This window comes from Streptomyces sp. MGP-BFMKR1, assembly GCF_057766585.1.
The window spans coordinates 4,743,652-4,759,819 of the sequence record NZ_CM173408.1 but is presented as its reverse complement, the minus strand read 5'-3'; the positions used below and the strand labels follow the sequence as shown (position 1 = coordinate 4,759,819).

Genomic DNA, 16,168 nt, shown 5'->3' with positions numbered 1-16,168 from the left:
GCGTCCCCCTGGGCTTTGCTGGTGTCAGGCCGCTACGGCGGCTGTGGGTGCGAGGGCGTCGAGGGTCTTGGCCAGTCGGCGCTCGTCGTTGGTGGTGAACGACGCGAGGTCGGGCACGATGCGTCGGCACAGGCCGCTGAGCACCTTGCCGGGGCCGACCTCGACGAAGTGGGTGACGCCGGAGGCGGCCATCAACCGCACCGAGCCGGTCCACCGCACCCGGCCGGCGAGTTGGCGGCGCAGCGCGTCGGTGATGCCGCGCGCGCTGGTGGCGTAGTCGGCGGTGACGCCGGAGATCACCGGGGTGCTGGGCTCGCGGAAGGTCACCTGGTCCAGTTCGGCGGCGAACTCCTCCTCGATGCCGCGCATCAGCGCGCAGTGGAAGGGCGCGCCGACCGGCAGCGCGATGGCCTTGACGGCGCCGGCCCGCTGCGCGGCCTCGCGGACCTTCTCGATGGCGCCGGCCTCGCCGGAGACCACCGACTGGCCGGGCTCGTTGTCGTTGGCGACTTCGGCGACCTGGCCGGTCTCGGCCGCGACGTCGGCGCAGATCTCCTCGACGGTGGCCAGGTCCAGGCCGAGCACGGCGGCCATGGCGCCGGGCACCTCCGCGTTGACGCCGGCCATCAACTGGCCGCGGCGGCGCACCAGGCGCAGCGCGTCGCGCCAGTCGAGGACGCCGGCGGCGACCAGGGCGGTGTACTCGCCGAGGCTGTGGCCGGCGACGACGTCGGGGTGCACGCCCCGGTCGCCGAGCACGTCGAGGGTGACCAGGCTGGTGAGGAAGACCGCGGGCTGGGTGATGGCGGTGTCGCGCAGCGCGTCCTCGGGGCCCTCCCAGCACAGCGTGGAGAGCGGGATGCCGAGGATGTCGTCGGCCTGCCGGTAGTAGGTCTCCACGAGGTCGGGGCGGGTCGCGATGACGTCGAGGCCCATGCCGACCTTCTGGGAGCCCTGGCCGGGGAAGAGGAACGCGGTCCTGCCGCGCTCACCCTCGGCCTCGCCCGCGCCGGAGGCGGCCGGGGCCGTCGCGGTGGCCGTGGCTGCCGGGGCCGTGGGGGAGGCCGTGGCCGCGGGGTGCTGGGTGTCGGTGTGCGTCATGGCGTTCTCCTCACGCGCTCGGCAGCTTGCTGAGGCGCATCGTGTCGTCCGGGCGGGGCCGCGGCGGGGCGGTCGGCGGGGTGGCGGGCTTGGTGTCGCGTACGAAGAGGACCACCAGGACCGCGCCGACCAGGGTGATGGCCGCGGCGTACCAGGCGCCGTTCTCCATGCCCTCGGTGACGGCCTTCTGCTTGAGCGCGGCGGCGGCCTCGGCGGTCGCCTCGCCCTTGCGCTGGAGGTCGATCATCTCCTCGGTGGCCGCGTCGGTGCGGTTGCTCATCAGCGCGCCCATGATGGCGATGCCGACCGCGTTGCCCACCTGGCGGATCATGGTGCCGGCGCTGGCGGCCACGCCGACCTGGTCCTGCGGGGCGGAGGAGATGGTCAGCTCGGAGGCGACGGGCATCGCGACGCCCATGGCCAGGCCGGTCAGCAGCATGCCGGGCAGCAGCAGGGTCCAGGAGCCGGAGTCGCCCTTGGGGTCGGCCAGCGTGTAGAGCGCGATGCCGACGGCCATCAGGGTCATCGCGAAGATGAGGGCCTTGCGCACGCCGGCCTTGGCGACGATCCGGCCGCCGACGGGCGCGCCGATCATCAGCATCAGCGTCATCGGCAGCAGCCGGACGCCGGTCTCCTGGGCGCTGAGGTCCAGGCCGGTCTGGAGGTAGATCGACAGGTAGAAGATCACCGAGAACATGCCGGCGCCGAGCAGGAACGAGGTGGCGATGCTGCCGCCGAAGGACGGCCGGCGGAACCAGCTCAGGTCCATGATGGGCGCCTTGGAGCGGGCCTCCACGGCCAGGAAGCCGGCCAGCAGGACGAGGCCGCCGGCGAGCAGCCCGAGCACCTTGGTGGAGGTCCAGCCCCAGGAGTTGCCGTTGATCAGGGCCAGGTTGACGCAGAGCAGCGAGGCGCTGAGGGTGACCAGGCCGGGCAGGTCGATGGAGTTGCCGGTGCTGGCGCGGCGCTGGTCGGCGCCCATGCCGGCGAGGGCGGCGAAGATGACGACCGCGCCGATCGGCACGTTGATGAGGAAGATCCACTCCCAGCCGGCGTGGTCCACCAGGAGCCCGCCGATCAGCGGGCCGAGCGCGGTGGCCAGGCCGCCGACGGCGCCCCACATCATGATGCCCTTGGCGCGCGCCTTGCCCTCGAAGGAGGAGTAGACGATGGCCAGCGTCAGCGGCATGACGACGGCGCCACCCACGCCCTGGACGACGCGGCCCACGTGCAGGGTGGTGATGTGCTCGGCGCCGAGCAGGGTGATCTCGCCCGCCGCGGCGCACAGCACCGAGCCGGCGAGGAAGACGACCACGCCGATGACGTAGATCACCCGCTGCCCGTACAGGTCACCCAGCCGGCCCGCGGTGACGATGAGGACGGCGAGGGCCAGCATGTACGCGTTGGCCACCCACTCCAGGTCGTCGAAGGAGGCGTCCAGGTCGTCGCCGATGGTCGGCATGGCCACGGTGACGACGGTGACGTCGAGCAGCGCGATGAACAGGCCCAGCAGCGCGGCCAGCAGGGTCAGACCGGGCTTGTTGCGCGGTGGCAACGCCCGTAGGTGCAAGGTGTTTCCCGACATGAGGTGTCCTCGTGCCCTTCGTCTCGGTGTCAGCCCGCCCGTTGGCGGTCCACGAACGCGATGATCAGATCGGCCACTTCCTGCGCCTGTTCCACGTGGCAGAAGTGGCTGAAGCGGGGGTCCATGCACAGCTCGGCGCTGGGCATGTCCGCCTGGAGCGCATCGGCACGATCGCCCAGCATCCCCGGGTCGTTGGGGCTGCCGATCACCAGCGTGGGAACCGATACGTGGGACAGCGCGAGCGAGGACGCCGCGCTGTACTGGTCGAAGAGGGCCAGGAACGCCTGGGGGCCCATCTTCTCCAACATCTTGCGCACCATGGTGTTGAAGATGTCGGGGTCCATCGTGTGGGCCCGCGGGCCCAGCCGGGTCTGGAGTCCGGCGGTCATCACGGCCGCGAACTGCTGCCGGAAGCCGTCGAAGATCGCCCAGTCCACGGGTTGGGTGGGCGACCAGTAGAAGGGGGAGAGCAGGATCAGCGCGTCCAGCTTGGGGTTGGCGCCCGAGGCCAGCCACTGGAGCACCGAGTTGGCGCCCATGGAGTGCGCGATGAGCACCGAGACCGGCTCGGGCATCATCTGCAGGCCGCCCTCGATCCACTGGCCGCTGGTGGCCCGGGCGCGCCAGCGGTAGGTGCCGCCGGAGCGCCAGGGCATGTCGAGCGGGAAGCTGCGGAAGCGCCCGGACAGGAGCTGGCTCAGCTTGGTGTAGCTGCTCCAGTCGTCCTCCAGGCCGTGCACCAGCGCGGCGGCGGGCAGCTCGGCGAACCGGTGGACGGCCAACTCCTCGCCGTACAGCAGCGACGCCTTCACCGGGGCGGGTCCGGACTCGGGGCTCATGCCCGGCTCCGGGGCGGCTCGACGCGCAGCAGGGTGAGGTTGCCGCGCGGGCCGACCGCGCCGACCACGGCGCTCTCGCGCACGCCGCGCACCAGGTGCTGGGCGAGGCCGAGCACCGGGGTCGCCGACGCCTGCGGGGCGCCGGTGGTCACGGTCAGGGCGGTGGCCGCGCCGCGCGCCTTGGCCCAGTCCTCGGCCGCCTGGGCGACGTGCGCGCCGCCCTCGGCGGGCAGCGACAGGTGCAGCACGCCGGGCGGGGTGCCCAGCGCGTCGAGCGCGGCGGCCAGGACGCGCTGGGCGGCGGCCGGGTTGCCGGGGACGGTGCGCCGCGAGCCGCCGGTGAGCAGGGCGTGCACGGTGGCGCCGCGCTCGGCGGCGCGCTCGGGGCGCTCCAGGTGCAGCAGGCAGGCGCCGGCCGCGTCCACGCCGGGACCGGTGACGGTACGGGCGGCGGCCGGCGGGCGGCCCTCGACGGCGCCGACCAGCACCGCGTCGGCCCGGTCGGCGGCCATCGCGCGGGCGCCGACCAGCGCCGACTCGAGGCCGGCGGTGAGCAGGTTGACCAGTGTGATGTTGAAGGCGCGCAGGCCGTGCGCGATGCCGAGCCGGCCGGCGGGGACGTTGACGGAGAAGTTGGGGCACTCGACGGGGCTGATGCCGGCGATGCCCTCGGCCAGCAGGGCCCGGTCGATGCGGTCGACGACGGCGTCGACGGCGAAGTTGGTGCCGAGCGCGACGCCGACCCGCTCGGGGGCGTGTTCCGTGGCGCCGTCGGCGGCCTCGTTGGCGTGGGCCAGGGTGAGCTGGACGGCGGCGAGCGCGGCCCGGGTGGCCTCGGGCAGGAACCGCCAACCGCGCTTGCCGAGGAACTCGGCGGGCGCGAAGTTGTCCAACTCGGCGATGGTCCAGGGACGTTCGTCGTCGGTCGGCTCGGTGCGCCAGAGGTCGGCGGCCCGGGCCAACTCCCGTGCCCCGATGGCGGGGCGGCTGATGGCGCCGACGCCGGTGATGGCGACCGGTGCCGCGGTGGACACGTTCACGCTGCTCCCTCCCGCGAGGCCACGGGGCGACCGGGCCCGGCGGCCCGCCCGTGGGTCTCGGTGCCGCCGCCCGGGCCCGGGTCGACTGGTTCGGCTGGGTCAGCCGGGTCCAGGGCCGCGATGGCGACGGAGATGTTGTTGCCGCCGAACGCGTACGCGTTGACGAGCACCGCGCTGCCGGCGCTGGCCTGTGGCACCTCCCGGACCACCCGCAGCTCGCAGGCGGGGTCGAGGGTGCGCAGGGTGCCGACCGGCGGCACCGTGCCGTCCCGCAGCACCAGGGCCGCGGTCAGGCAGGAGAACGCGCCGGCGGCGCCGCCGCTGTGGCCGAGGGACGCCTTGATGGCCGTCACCGGCACCTCGGGCGTGCGCGGGCCGAGCAGGGCGGCCGTGGTGCGGCTCTCCACCGCGTCGTTGGCCGGCGTTCCGGTGCCGTGGCAGAGCACCGCGCCGATGTCGTCCTGGCCGAGCCCGGAGCGGTGCAGCGCCTCGCGTACCGCGCGCAGCGCCTGGGTGCCCTCGGGGTCGGGCGCGGTCTCGTGGAAGGCGTCGCAGCTCCACCCGGAGTCGAGCACCCGGGCGTAGGGGCTGGCGCCCCGGCCGCGCGCGTGGGCGGCCGACTCCAGGACGAGGAAGGCGGCGCCCTCCCCGTACACGGTGCCGGCCCGGTCGGTGTCGAAGGGGCGGCAGGGGCCGGGCTCGGCGGCGCCCAGGCGCAGGAACGCTCCGACGGCGGGCCGCGAGACGGCCTCGGTGCCGCCGACGAGGACCACATCGGCCTCGCCGGCGCGGATCATCTCGGCGCCCATGGCCACCGCGTAGGCGCCGGCGGCGCAGGCGGTGGAGACGGTCAGGCCCGGGCCGTGCAGCGCCAGCCGCTCGGCGAGCAGGCCCTGGGTGTCGTACGGGTACCACTGGAGGCCGGTCAGCTCGCGGCTGCCGTCGCGTTCGGCCTCGCGCAGGTCGCTGTCGCCGTTGCCGGTGCCCACGACCATGCCGACGCCGTCGAGGACCGTGGGCCCGGCGTCCGCGAGGCCGGCGTCGCGGAGCGCGTCGCCGGCGGCGGCCAGCGCGAAGCCGCTGGCCCGGCCCGGCTCGTCGCCGGCGTGCGGGGCCGGGCGCGGGGCGTCGGTGACCGGGTAGGTGTGGGTGCCGTCGACGGCGGTGCCGGGCGCGACGTGCGGGCGCACCGGGACCTCGCCGCGCAGCAGCCGCTCCCAGTACTCCCCCGGGTCGTTGCCGAGCGGCGAGACGACCCCCAGTCCGGTGATGACGACGTCGGTGGTCATCAGGAGGCCCAGGTCAGTTCGTCGGACGGGCGCATGACGGCGATGGCGTAGTCCACCTTGGAGACCAGCTCGTCGTCCACGTAGCTCTCGCCGCTCATGATCACGTTGTCGCCGACGAACTGGTCGATGCGGACCTCGTGGCGGAGCGTGTCCCCCGGGTAGACGGGGCGGCGGAACTCCATGCCGCGCGCGGCGGCCAGGATCAGCCCGCCGTTGCGCTCGCGCGCCTGGGACCTCACGTGCCGCATCCACAGGAGCGCGCCGCCCTGACCCCAGGACTCCATGAGGAGCGCGGGCGGGTAGGCGAAGGCGCGGGTGGGTGCCCCGGGGGCGATGCCCGCGTAGCACGGCTCGCTGCCGGTCACGGTCTTCGCGGTGGTGATCCGGTCCGGGGGTGCGATGTCGAGCACCTTGTCCACGAGCAGGATCGGGTGGGCGTGCGGTATCAGTTCGCGCAGCTCGGCGTAGTCGATCATGAAGTCCCCGTACGTTGGGTGGCCTGGCGGCCGGTGGGCCGGCGGTGGCCGGTCAGGCGGCGCCCGATCCGGTCGGTTCCTCGGCGGGAAGCACGCGGAACGCCATCTTGACGAGTGCCGCCTTGGCCTCCCCGTTGGTGCAGTGCGCGACGACGCGCACGGTGTCGTTACCGGCGTCGTCGTGGCCCGGCTGGCACACGCAGCGCACCTGGAGGGTGTCGCCGGGGCGCAGGGCGGTGGTGAACCGCACCGAGGAGATCTCGGCCGGCTCGACGAAGGTCCGCTCGCCTCGGTGGGCGCGCACCAGGCGCAGCACCGCGTCGAAGACGGACTCGATGATGAAGGCGCCCGGGTAGACGGTGAACTCGGGGTAGTGGCCTTCGAGGTACGGGTCGTCGTCGCGGACGGTCTTGCGGACGACGACCTCCGTCTCGGAGATGACCGCGATCTCGTCCACCGGGTCGATGGGCGTGGCCCGCAGCCTGCCGGTGACCGGCGTGAAGGCCGGCCCGGCGGGGGCGGCTGTGTCGCCGCCGGCCGGCCGGGCCCCGGCCTGCTGGGTGGTGGTCACAGCGACACTCCGCCGTCGACCTCGATGACCTCGCCGGTGATGTACTTCGCCCGGTCGGAGACCAGGAAGGACACCAGGTAGGCGACCTCGTCGGCGCCGCCGTAGCGCTTCATCGGGATGGACTTGAGGGCCTCGGCGCGGATCTTCTCCGGCAGCGCCTCGGTCATGTCGGTCTCGATGAAGCCGGGCGCGACCACGTTGACCCGGATGCCGTACCCGGCGACCTCCTTGGCCAGCGAGGCGCTCATGCCCTGGATGCCGGCCTTGGAGGCGGAGTAGTTGGACTGGGTGGCGTGGCCGTAGACGCCGGAGATGGAGGACATGTTGACGATGACGCCCTCCTTGCGCTTCATGAAGTCGAAGACGATCGAGCGGCAGAAGTTGAACGTGCCGTTCAGGTTGGTGTCGATGACGGCCTGCCAGTCCTCGTGCGGCATGAGGACCATCGGGTTGTCCCGCACGATGCCGGCCGAGTTGACGAGAACGCTGACCGGGCCGAGCGCCGCCTTGGCGTCCTTGATGAACGCCTGCACCGCGGCGTAGTCGGCCACGTCACAGGGCGCGTGGTAGACCTGCGCACCCTGTTCGCGGATGAGCTTCTCGGTCTCGGCCGCGGCGTCGTTCCCGCTGCGGTAGCAGAACGCGACGTCGTAGCCGTCGGTCGCCAACTGGACGGCGCAGGCGCGGCCGATGCCGCGCGAGCCGCCCGTGACGATCGCCATGGGGCGCTGGGTGTCGGTCTCGGTCACTGTTCTCGTCCTCTCGTCCGTGCGATCGGGGCGACGCGGCGTCAGCCGCAGCCGCCCGCGGTGTCGTGGTCCATGGAGCCGTGCCGCTGGATGAGGTCGGCGGGGATGTCGGCCAGCGGGTCGGGGCCCCACTCGGCGTCGACCAGCGGGTAGTTCTCGGTCTGGGTCTCAGTGGCTACTGCGGTCATCGCTCAGCTCTCCTTCACGCGGCCTTGCTCGCGGCGGTGGCGAGCGCCTCTTCCAGCGTGGTCACGAAGTCGTCCAGCCGGTCCAGGCCCCAGAAGCGGTGCCGGCCGACCTTGAAGTACGGGACGCCGAACACGTCGTCCTCGTACACGCGCATCAGGGCCTGCACGCCCGCCTCGCGGATGTGCGCCTCCTCGGGCGCGTTCACCAGGGCCTCGGCGTCCAGCCCGGCCTCGACGCACACCCGGCGCAGCGTGTCGCGGTCGCAGATGTCCTCGCCGCGCTCCCAGCGGGCGGCCATCGCCGCGGTGTAGTACGCGCGGTGCACGCCCAGCTCCTTGGCCTTGATCCAGGCCAGGTGCGGCAGCTCCCACCACTCGTCGCCCTTGTCGATCGGCCACTTCATCGGGTAGCCGTACTTCTGCGACAGGCGCTTGGTGTCGTTGAGGATGTACAGGTGCTTGGCCTTGCTCATGGCCACGTAGTGGAACTCGCCACCCTGCTCCTCGAGCGCCTTGCTGCTGATCGCGTCGGGCTCGAAGAACGGGATGTACTCGATGAGGTCCTGGGCGTTCGGGACGCGCTCCTCCAACTGGCGCACCGCCATCCAGCTGAACGGCGAGCGCAGCGAGAAGTACAGGCGCGGCGGCTTCCTCACGCGGCACCCCCGAGCAGCGTCGCCTGGGTGGCCTCGTCCAGGACGGCGACCGTGCCGGCCTGCTCGCCCCGGCTGATGGCGTACCCGTGCATGATCGTGCCGGTGGCGGCGCGCTCCAGGGTGTCGCCGCGACGCACGTAGCAGTCCATGCGCGCGGTGTACATGGTGTCCTTGAGGATGTCCTCGACCTTGAAGACGGTGTGCACCGTCTCCTCCATGTAGATGTCCGAGAGCATCTGCACGCGGGCCCGCGAGACCACCGGGATCCAGCCGCGCTCGTCGAGCAGCGTGCCGACGGCCAGGCCACGGTCGGCCAGGAAGCGGTCCACGACCTCCTCCATCGTGCGGATATACGCGGAGTGCTGGAGCCGGTCGGAGAAGTGGCAGTAGTAGTACGGCGCGCGCCAGTCCCACAGGTAGGCGCCCGAGCCCTCGGGGGCGAGCACGTCGGCGACGGTGCTCCCGGCGGGGATCTCCAGCGTGGCCTTGGCCGAGTTGGTCAGCGCGGCCACGTCCGGCACCACGTACGGCTCCAGGATGGCCGGCACCGGCTCGGAGCCCGAGCCGTCCTTGACGGCGACCAGGGCGACCTGCACCTTGCCCTTGAGGACGGTCACGGTCTCGCCCTCGCGCTCGACCGTCAGCGACACGTTGAACGGCGCGCCCTGGCCCGGCTTCGGCTTGCCGGAGACGACGGTGGCGTACACCTGCTCCTCGGCCTCCAGGGCCACCGGCAGCTGCACGGAGGAGTCGACGATCTCCAGGCCGAGGCCGTAGCGGTGGTAGATGTCGCGGGCGCCGACGCCGCGGTCGCGGAAGTACTGCAGCACCCCCTCCTCGACCAGGTACATGAAGTGCTTGAACCCGATCCAGGTGCGGATGTTGGCGCCCTCGTAGCGGGGCTGGCCGACATAGCTGGTCGGCTGTCCGTCGAGCAGTTCAGTCACGGTTGTTCCTCCTTCGGATGAGTCAGCGGCGGACCGGGGGTCGCGGAGGAAGTCGGCGACCTCCGCGGTCATCTCCTCGGCCCGGTCGATGTGGCAGAAGTGGCCGTAGCCGGGGCGGCTGCGCAGCGTCGCGGCGGGCACGGCGTCGGCCAGGGCGCTCGCGCGCATCGGCGTCAGTCCCTCGTCGCCGGGCCCGACGTAGATCAGCGTGGGCACCGTGACGCGGGACAGGTCGAGGTGGCCTGACTCCTCGAACGCCGCGTAGAAGACGGGGAACGCGCTGGGCACGGCCCGCTCAAGCAGCTTGCCCTCCATCAGGGCCAGCACCTCGCGGTCCATCCGGGCGGCGCGCGGGCCGAGCGAGACCCGTAGCCCCTCCACCAGCACGCGGCGCAGCGCGGCCACCGAGCGCGTCCGCAACTGGTCGCTCAGCGGGAACCCGGCCGGCCGGTAGAACGGCGCGACCAGCACCACGGCGTCCAACTCGGCCCGCTGGTCGCCCTCGCCGGCCTGTTGGGGCAGGTCGGCGAGGTGGGCCAGGATGGCGTTGGCGCCGAAGGAGTGGCCGAGCAGCGCCCGGGGGCGCTCGGGCAGCAGCGCCAGGGCGCGCCGCAGCCAGTCGGCCGGGCTGCCCTCGGCGGTCCACGCGTAGTCGGTGCCGCCGCACCAGGGCAGGTGCAGCGAGTACGGGGTGTACCCGTGCAGCGCGCCGAGCACGGTGCGCCAGCTCTTCCAGCCGTCCTCCATGCCGTGCGCGGCGACGATCGGCGGACCGCTCCCGGGGCCCCGCCACACCTGCACGGGTCCCTCGGTCGCGACCAGCGTCCAGCCGTCCACCACGGTCATGCCGCGGCCCCCGCTTCCCGCCGGGCCCCGGCACGGGTCACGTCCACGGTCAGCCAGGCGTCGTCCGCGTCACCGCAGCGCACGGTGGTGGCGGCGCCGCCGGCTCCGGCGTCGGCATCGGCGCCGGCCAGCATCGCCGCGGCAGCCGCGAGCCGGACCACGCCCGCCGCCCCGTACAGCTCGCCCACGGCCGGCTGGCCGTCGGCGGTGCCCGGGTCGCTGGTGTGGCGGACCACCGGGCCGACGGTGAGGCCGGTGTCGGTGGGCCAGGCGCCGGGGCGGCCGAGCAGCACGCAGCCGGCGCCGGCGATCAGCTCGCCGGGGTCGCCGGGGCGCAGCGCGGCCAGCGCGCGGGCCACCGGGTCGGCGGGTTCGACGCCGACGACGACGGCGCGCTCGGCGCGCCCGGCGAGCAGCAGCAGCCGGGCCAGGCGCACGGCGTCGAGCCCGGCCGTCGCGCCGGAGCACACGGCCAGGTTGGGGCCGGTGAAGCCGTACCTGATGGCGATCGAGGACGCGATGACGTTGCTGGACGCGTTGGGGGCGTCCAGCGGGCTGACGACGTTGCCGCCGCGCGAGCGCATGTCGTCCAGGACCGTGCTCACCGTCTCGACGTTGCCGAGGTTGGAGGCGACGACGACGGCGGTGCCCGGCGCGTACGGCAGCGGCTCGGCCAGCTTGCCCGGGGGCAGCCCGAGCGCGCGGTGCGTGGCGCACAGCGCGAGCCGGGTGGACGGCTCCTTGCCGAGCAGGCCCTTGCGGCCCAGCACGTCCTTGGCGTCATCGGGCCCGCAGGCCGGCTCGGCGGGCGAGCCGGGCAGGTCGGCCTCGGTCAGCCCTGGCACGTGCACGGCCCAGCCGGCGACGGACAGCGGTTGGTCGGCCGCGTGGGCTCGGGTGCGGGTCTCAGGCATCGACGGCCTCCACGATCGTGACGGCGTTGACGCCGCCGAAGCCGAAGGCGTTGATCTGCGCGATCCGCGGCCGGGCGGCCAGCGGCTCCCCGATCACCAGGGCCAGCTTCTCGGCCTCCGGGATCGCGGTGCGCAGCCCGGTGACCGGCGGCACGGTGCCCTGGCGCATGGCCTGGCAGGCGACGAGCACGCTCATCAGGGCCGCGCCGCCCGAGGTGTGCCCGATGGCGCCCTTGATGGCGGTGACGGCGGGCGCGTCGGCCGGCGCGACGTCGGCGAAGAGTTCGGTGAGCGCGGTGGCCTCGGTCGGGTCGTTCAGCGCGGTGGAGGTGCCGTGCGCGACGACCAGGTCCACCTCGCCGGGCTCGATGCCGGCGCGCTGGTGGGCCTCGCGCATGGTGGCGAGGACGCCGCCCGGGTCCGGCGCCGTCTCGTGGAACGCGTCGCAGCCGATGCCCACGCCCCGTACCAGGCCAAACGCCGGCTTGTCCGAGGGCGGTTCGAGGACGACGGCGGCGGCGCCCTCGCCGAGCAGCACGCCGTCCCGGTCGGTGTCGAAGGGGCGTACGGTCTCGGCCGTGGTGGTGCCCACCCGGCCGATCATGGTGAGCATCGACTCGGTGAGGGTGTCGCAGCCGGCGGCCACGACCGCGTCGGCCTCGCCGAGTTCGAGCAGGTCGGCGGCGAGCGCGAGGGCGTAGCCGGAGGCGGCGCAGGCGTTGGCGAGCGTGTGGACCTCGGTGACGCCGGGGGCGACCGACCGCACGGCCTCGTTGAAGTGCGTCTGGGCCAGGCGCAGCGCCGCGTCGTCGCCGTGCCACTGCTCCACGGCGCGCAGCTCGCGCAGCCCGGTGCCGACGATGACCGCGACCCTGCTGGTGTCCGGGTCCACGCCGGCCTCGGCGAGCGCCCCGGCGACGGCCTGGGCCAGCCAGCGCCCGGAGAGCCGCACGTCCTCGCCGACGCCGTACGGGTGCGCGCCGGCGGCGCCCCCCGCGACGCCGCTCGCGCTGACGGCCTCGGCGACCGACGCGCGGTAGGCGCGCTCGGTGGCGTCGTCGATGCCGTACCCGTGGGTGACGTTCAGCTTGGCCGGGTCGCCGGCGCGCAGCGGGGAGGCCCCGCTGCGCCCGGCGAGCAGCGCGTCGAACGTGGCGTCGAGATCGCCGTGGCAGCTCACCATGGAGCTACCCGTGATCGCCACCGGCACGACTCCACCCCCTGACGACGGCCGCCCCGGCCGCGCCTTCGGCGGACCGCGTGGTGATCAGCGACAGTTCGCCGTCCCGCGCGGGCTCCGCCCGGTGCCGGGCGAGCAGCGCGGCGAGCTGGAAGGCGCCGGAGGCGCTGAACGCCTCGCCGGTGGCCTCCTTGACCCGCAGCCGCTGGGCGCCCTCGCCGACGATCGCGCCGATGGCGCGCTCCTCGGCGTCGTCGAGCAGCGTCATCCCGTTGGCGGCGGTGGCCACCGTGGTGATGTCGGCCGCGGTGACGCCGGCGCGCTCCAGGGCGCGGCTGATGCACAGGCCGAGGCCGCGGCTGAACTCGCCGTCGGGGCCCGGCGGGTCGAAGACCCCGACCTCGACGGAGAGCACCTCGGCGTCCGGGGTGCGCCCGGCGGCCCGTACGGCCTCCGCGTTCTCGACCACGAAGACGGCCGCGCCCTCACCGGGTGCCGCGTCGCCGCCGTAGACGGACTGCGCGTAGTGCACGGCCCACGACTCCTGCGGGCTGAACTCCTCGACGGCGCCGGCCAACAGGGCGTCGGCGTAGCCGCAGTTGATGAGGTTGCGGGTGTAGCGCAGCACGTTCAGCATGGCCATCGGGCCACCGGCGATGGTGGCGTTGGGGCCTTGCAGGCCGAACTTGATGCCCGACTGGCCGGCCGCGCAGTTCATCACCGCGTTCGGGAACAGCAGCGGGTTGACCAGGTAGGGCCGGTCCTGGATGAACGTGTCCTTGCTGTAGTCGCTGGTGGACTTGGCGCTGCCGGCGGTGGTGCCGAGCGTGATGCCGATGCGGGCCCGGTTGTCGTCGTTGATCTCCAGGTCGCTGTCGGCCAGCGCCTCCTTGCAGGCGACCATGCCCAGCGAGGTGGAGCGGTCGAAGAACGAGGTGCCCTTGCGGCCGAGGTGGTCGCGGACCTTGAAGTCCACCAGCGCGTGGGCCTCGTTACGCGGCAGCTCCTCCTCGAACATCTCGCTGACGTCCACCGGTGCGGCCGGCGCGGCGAGCGCGGCGGCCAGCGCCTCGGGGCCGATGCCGGCGCCGGAGAGCACGCCGAAGCCGGTGATGGCCAGCGCGGTGGAGCGGGTGCCGGGCGTCGTGGCCGCCGCGGCGGGTGCGGTCGCTGTGCTCACTCGGGCCTCCCCAGCATCACGATGGCGTTGTTGCCACCGAACGCGAAGCCGTTGACCTGCGCGATCCGCACGTCCGCGGCGCGTGCCTTGTTCGGCACGGGGTCGATCTTGGGCATGTCCGGGTCCGGGGTGTTGAAGTTGATGGTGGGCGGCAGGAACGAGCCCGCGATGCCGAGCACCGACGCGATCGCCCCGAGCCCGGATGCCGCGCCCATGGTGTGGCCGAGCATCGACTTGGTGGAGCTGATCGGCGGCGGGTTCTCCCCGAAGACGTCCACGACGGCGCTGGCCTCGACGAAGTCGTTGGCCGGCGTGCCGGTGCCGTGGGCGCAGATGTAGTCGACCTCTTCGGCCTTGACGCCCGCGTTGGCGTGCGCGATGCGCATGCACTCGGCGATGCTGTCCCGGTTCGGGGCGACCATGTGGTTGGCGTCGCAGTTGAGCCCGTAGCCGAGCACCTCGGCGTGGATGTGCGCGCCGCGCGCCTGGGCCGACTCCAGCGACTCCAGGAACATCGCCGCGCCGCCCTCACCGGTGATGATGCCGGAGCGGTTGGCGTCGAACGGCGAGCACGCCTTCTCGGTGAGCGCGCCGAGCCGGTAGAACCCGGCGTGCGACCAGCGGCCGACCGAGTCCGCGCCACCGGCGATCATGTAGTCCGCCTCGCCGGTACGGATCAGGTCGTACGCGTAACCGAGCGCGTAGTTGCTGGCCGAACAGGCGGTGGACAGGGTCACGGCGTCGCCGGTCAGGCGCAGTTCGCGGTTGACCGCCTGGGACAGCCGGGCGCTGGAGACCTGGCGGATCAGACCCGCGTCCAGGCCGCCCATGCCCGCGGTCAGCGAGTCCTCGGTGAGCTTCTCCAGCACCTGCGACTCGCCGCCGGTGGTGCCCATGCTCGATCCGGCGCGGGAGGCGGCCAGTTCGTCTTCGTCGATCCCGGCGTCCGCGACCGCGAGGCGGGCCGCGGACGCCGCGAAGAGGCTGGTACGGCCCCACTCGTCGACAGACAGCCGCCGGACCATGTCCTCTGGCCGGAAGGCGTGGACTTCGCCGGCCATGATGTAGGGGAATCCGGTGGGGTCGAAGCAGGCGATCGGCGAGACGCCGTTGACGCCTTCGCGCAGCCCCTCGCTGTACGCGGACGCCCCGATCCCGATGCTCGACACGGGCCCCAGGCCGGTGATGACTACCCGTCGGAGTGACATGAGGCTCAGCCCTGCCAACCAGCGTGCTCGGCGAGCACGTTGTAGACCTCGGTGAGGTTGATCATCTTGGGGAGCTCCGACTGCGGGATCTCCACCTTGTACTTCTTCTCCAGGCGGGCGAGGATCTCGATCGCGCGCAGCGAGTCGGCCTCGTGCTCCTCGATGAAGTGGCTGGTCTCCGAGATCTCCTCGGGCTCAAGCTCCAGCACCTCCGCGACGATTTCGCGGATCTCGTCGAGCTGCTCCTGCTTGGTGGCGGTCGACATTTATGGACACCTTTCTCGGGCTTCTGAGGGGAATTCAGAACGCCGATCTCCCGCGTTCCGACACTTCGATATTAGGCAGCCAGAAGGCGCCTGAGCCACCATCGATGGGTGTTCACAGATAGCCCAACAGCGCTTTTTCCAAGACTCACTTGGGCTCCGTTGTGCGCCACACCACAAAGGCCGTTCAATAATGAATAAGTCGTTACTCGCGAATAACAGAACCGCGATATCTGTTGCCGTTCAGTGACATCTCCAGGACCGCCGCCGTATTTCACCGCCCCCGGCATTGCCCGGATTTCCGTCGCGGCTGCGGGCGCGACGGAGTCCCGGTTGCGTACGCGGCTGTGGTCGCGGCCCTTCGTCCGCGCGCGGCCCGGGTTCTCGGTACGCCCCCACACGCACCGGCGCCGGCCCGGCCGGTGCGCGCCGTCGTGACGACGACCTCCGGACGGACCGGCGCTGGGGAGCGGCGCTCGGGTGGTGCGGGGGGGGGCGGCGCCGGGGTGGAGCCGCCCTCGGTACGCGGGTTACGCGTCGGCCGCGGCGGCGGCCGGCTGCTCCTGCGGCGGGGCCAGCACGGAACTGGGGCGCATGGCGGTCATCACGGACTCCACGCGCAGCACCTCGCGCCCGTCGTCGGTGGTGGTGGCGCCCTCGAAGAACCAGGTGCCGGCGAAGGCGCGGCTGATGCGCACCTCGTGCCGCAGCACGTCACCGGGCAGCGCCCGCCCGACGACCTCGATGCCGCTCATCCCGCCGAACAGCGCGACCTGGCCGTCCGTCGCCTCCGGGTCCTGGTCCCAGGCGGCGAGCAGCGCCGCGCTCTGGCACCAGGACTCGATGAGCAGCGCCACCGGGTAGCCGTACCCGGCGTCGGGCGTCGCGTCGGGCAGCTCCTGGTACCAGGGCTCGTTGACCGAGACGGCCTTGCGGGTCACGATCCGCTCGCCGGGGGTCACCTCGTCCACCCGGTCCACCAGCAGGATCGGGAAGCGGTGCGGGATCAGGGTCTTCAGTCGGTGCGGGCCGATGGGCCCGAACTCGGTGTCGGTCACTCGAACCACACTCCGTCGGATCTCGTCCCGGCGCGCGGCCAGGTGCGTGGGCGGTGCGGCGCTGCGCGCCGTCGGTCA

General features: G+C 73.0%; 17 protein-coding genes. All 17 read right to left on the bottom strand.

All coding sequences use genetic code 11. The features are described 5' to 3' along the window. Positions 1-24 precede the first annotated feature (24 nt). Positions 25-1,101: an ACP S-malonyltransferase gene (gene fabD / locus AC3CHW_RS18535; protein ID WP_398608088.1), complete on the bottom strand. Its 1,077-nt coding sequence runs from the start codon at positions 1,099-1,101 to the stop codon at positions 25-27. A gap of 10 nt (positions 1,102-1,111) precedes the next feature. Further along, the gene (locus AC3CHW_RS18530; protein ID WP_488467194.1) at positions 1,112-2,686 is read right to left on the bottom strand and encodes an MFS transporter; all 1,575 of its coding nucleotides are present in this window, start codon (positions 2,684-2,686) and stop codon (positions 1,112-1,114) included. A 29-nt stretch (positions 2,687-2,715) separates the two neighbouring features. After that, complete coding sequence (locus AC3CHW_RS18525; protein ID WP_176162538.1) at positions 2,716-3,525, bottom strand: alpha/beta fold hydrolase; 810 nt, start codon at positions 3,523-3,525, stop codon at positions 2,716-2,718. After that, positions 3,522-4,565, bottom strand: a complete 1,044-nt coding sequence (locus AC3CHW_RS18520; protein ID WP_398608090.1) for a beta-ketoacyl synthase N-terminal-like domain-containing protein — start codon at positions 4,563-4,565, stop codon at positions 3,522-3,524. Before AC3CHW_RS18520 ends, AC3CHW_RS18525 begins: the two co-directional genes overlap by 4 nt. Then, on the bottom strand, positions 4,562-5,854 hold the full coding sequence (locus AC3CHW_RS18515) for a beta-ketoacyl-[acyl-carrier-protein] synthase family protein (RefSeq protein WP_488467193.1): 1,293 nt from the start codon (positions 5,852-5,854) through the stop codon (positions 4,562-4,564). The genes AC3CHW_RS18520 and AC3CHW_RS18515 overlap by 4 nt, the downstream gene beginning before the upstream one ends. Then, positions 5,854-6,330 (bottom strand): 3-hydroxyacyl-ACP dehydratase FabZ family protein, encoded by a 477-nt coding sequence (locus AC3CHW_RS18510; RefSeq protein WP_277321349.1) that lies wholly within the window; start codon positions 6,328-6,330, stop codon positions 5,854-5,856. The genes AC3CHW_RS18515 and AC3CHW_RS18510 overlap by 1 nt, the downstream gene beginning before the upstream one ends. Positions 6,331-6,382: 52 nt before the next feature. Next, complete coding sequence (locus AC3CHW_RS18505; RefSeq protein WP_488467192.1) at positions 6,383-6,901, bottom strand: ApeI family dehydratase; 519 nt, start codon at positions 6,899-6,901, stop codon at positions 6,383-6,385. Beyond that, positions 6,898-7,650, bottom strand: coding sequence for a 3-oxoacyl-[acyl-carrier-protein] reductase (gene fabG, locus AC3CHW_RS18500; protein ID WP_308118261.1), 753 nt, complete (start codon positions 7,648-7,650; stop codon positions 6,898-6,900). The genes AC3CHW_RS18505 and fabG overlap by 4 nt, the downstream gene beginning before the upstream one ends. A gap of 41 nt (positions 7,651-7,691) precedes the next feature. Then, positions 7,692-7,838: a hypothetical protein gene (locus AC3CHW_RS18495; RefSeq protein ID WP_176162543.1), complete on the bottom strand. Its 147-nt coding sequence runs from the start codon at positions 7,836-7,838 to the stop codon at positions 7,692-7,694. A gap of 14 nt (positions 7,839-7,852) precedes the next feature. Beyond that, positions 7,853-8,494, bottom strand: a complete 642-nt coding sequence (locus AC3CHW_RS18490) for a 2-hydroxychromene-2-carboxylate isomerase (RefSeq protein WP_398608093.1) — start codon at positions 8,492-8,494, stop codon at positions 7,853-7,855. Continuing rightward, positions 8,491-10,287, bottom strand: a complete 1,797-nt coding sequence (locus AC3CHW_RS18485) for an alpha/beta fold hydrolase (protein WP_488467191.1) — start codon at positions 10,285-10,287, stop codon at positions 8,491-8,493. The genes AC3CHW_RS18490 and AC3CHW_RS18485 overlap by 4 nt, the downstream gene beginning before the upstream one ends. Continuing rightward, entirely contained in the window at positions 10,284-11,201 is a 918-nt protein-coding gene (locus tag AC3CHW_RS18480; RefSeq protein ID WP_488467190.1) for a beta-ketoacyl synthase N-terminal-like domain-containing protein, read from the bottom strand. Before AC3CHW_RS18480 ends, AC3CHW_RS18485 begins: the two co-directional genes overlap by 4 nt. Continuing rightward, complete coding sequence (locus AC3CHW_RS18475) at positions 11,194-12,405, bottom strand: beta-ketoacyl synthase N-terminal-like domain-containing protein (protein WP_488467189.1); 1,212 nt, start codon at positions 12,403-12,405, stop codon at positions 11,194-11,196. Before AC3CHW_RS18475 ends, AC3CHW_RS18480 begins: the two co-directional genes overlap by 8 nt. After that, positions 12,389-13,561 carry a beta-ketoacyl synthase N-terminal-like domain-containing protein gene (locus AC3CHW_RS18470; RefSeq protein WP_359330830.1) on the bottom strand — a complete coding sequence of 391 codons (1,173 nt, stop codon included), beginning with the start codon at positions 13,559-13,561 and terminating at the stop codon, positions 12,389-12,391. The genes AC3CHW_RS18475 and AC3CHW_RS18470 overlap by 17 nt, the downstream gene beginning before the upstream one ends. Further along, the gene (locus tag AC3CHW_RS18465) at positions 13,558-14,769 is read right to left on the bottom strand and encodes a beta-ketoacyl-[acyl-carrier-protein] synthase family protein (RefSeq protein WP_176162549.1); all 1,212 of its coding nucleotides are present in this window, start codon (positions 14,767-14,769) and stop codon (positions 13,558-13,560) included. The genes AC3CHW_RS18470 and AC3CHW_RS18465 overlap by 4 nt, the downstream gene beginning before the upstream one ends. 5 nt (positions 14,770-14,774) lie before the next feature. After that, positions 14,775-15,035, bottom strand: a complete 261-nt coding sequence (locus AC3CHW_RS18460; protein WP_176162550.1) for an acyl carrier protein — start codon at positions 15,033-15,035, stop codon at positions 14,775-14,777. 527 nt (positions 15,036-15,562) lie between these two features. Further along, a complete protein-coding gene (locus AC3CHW_RS18455; RefSeq protein ID WP_232544131.1) occupies positions 15,563-16,090 on the bottom strand; it encodes a 3-hydroxyacyl-ACP dehydratase FabZ family protein in 528 nt (175 codons plus the stop codon). Positions 16,091-16,168 lie beyond the last annotated feature (78 nt).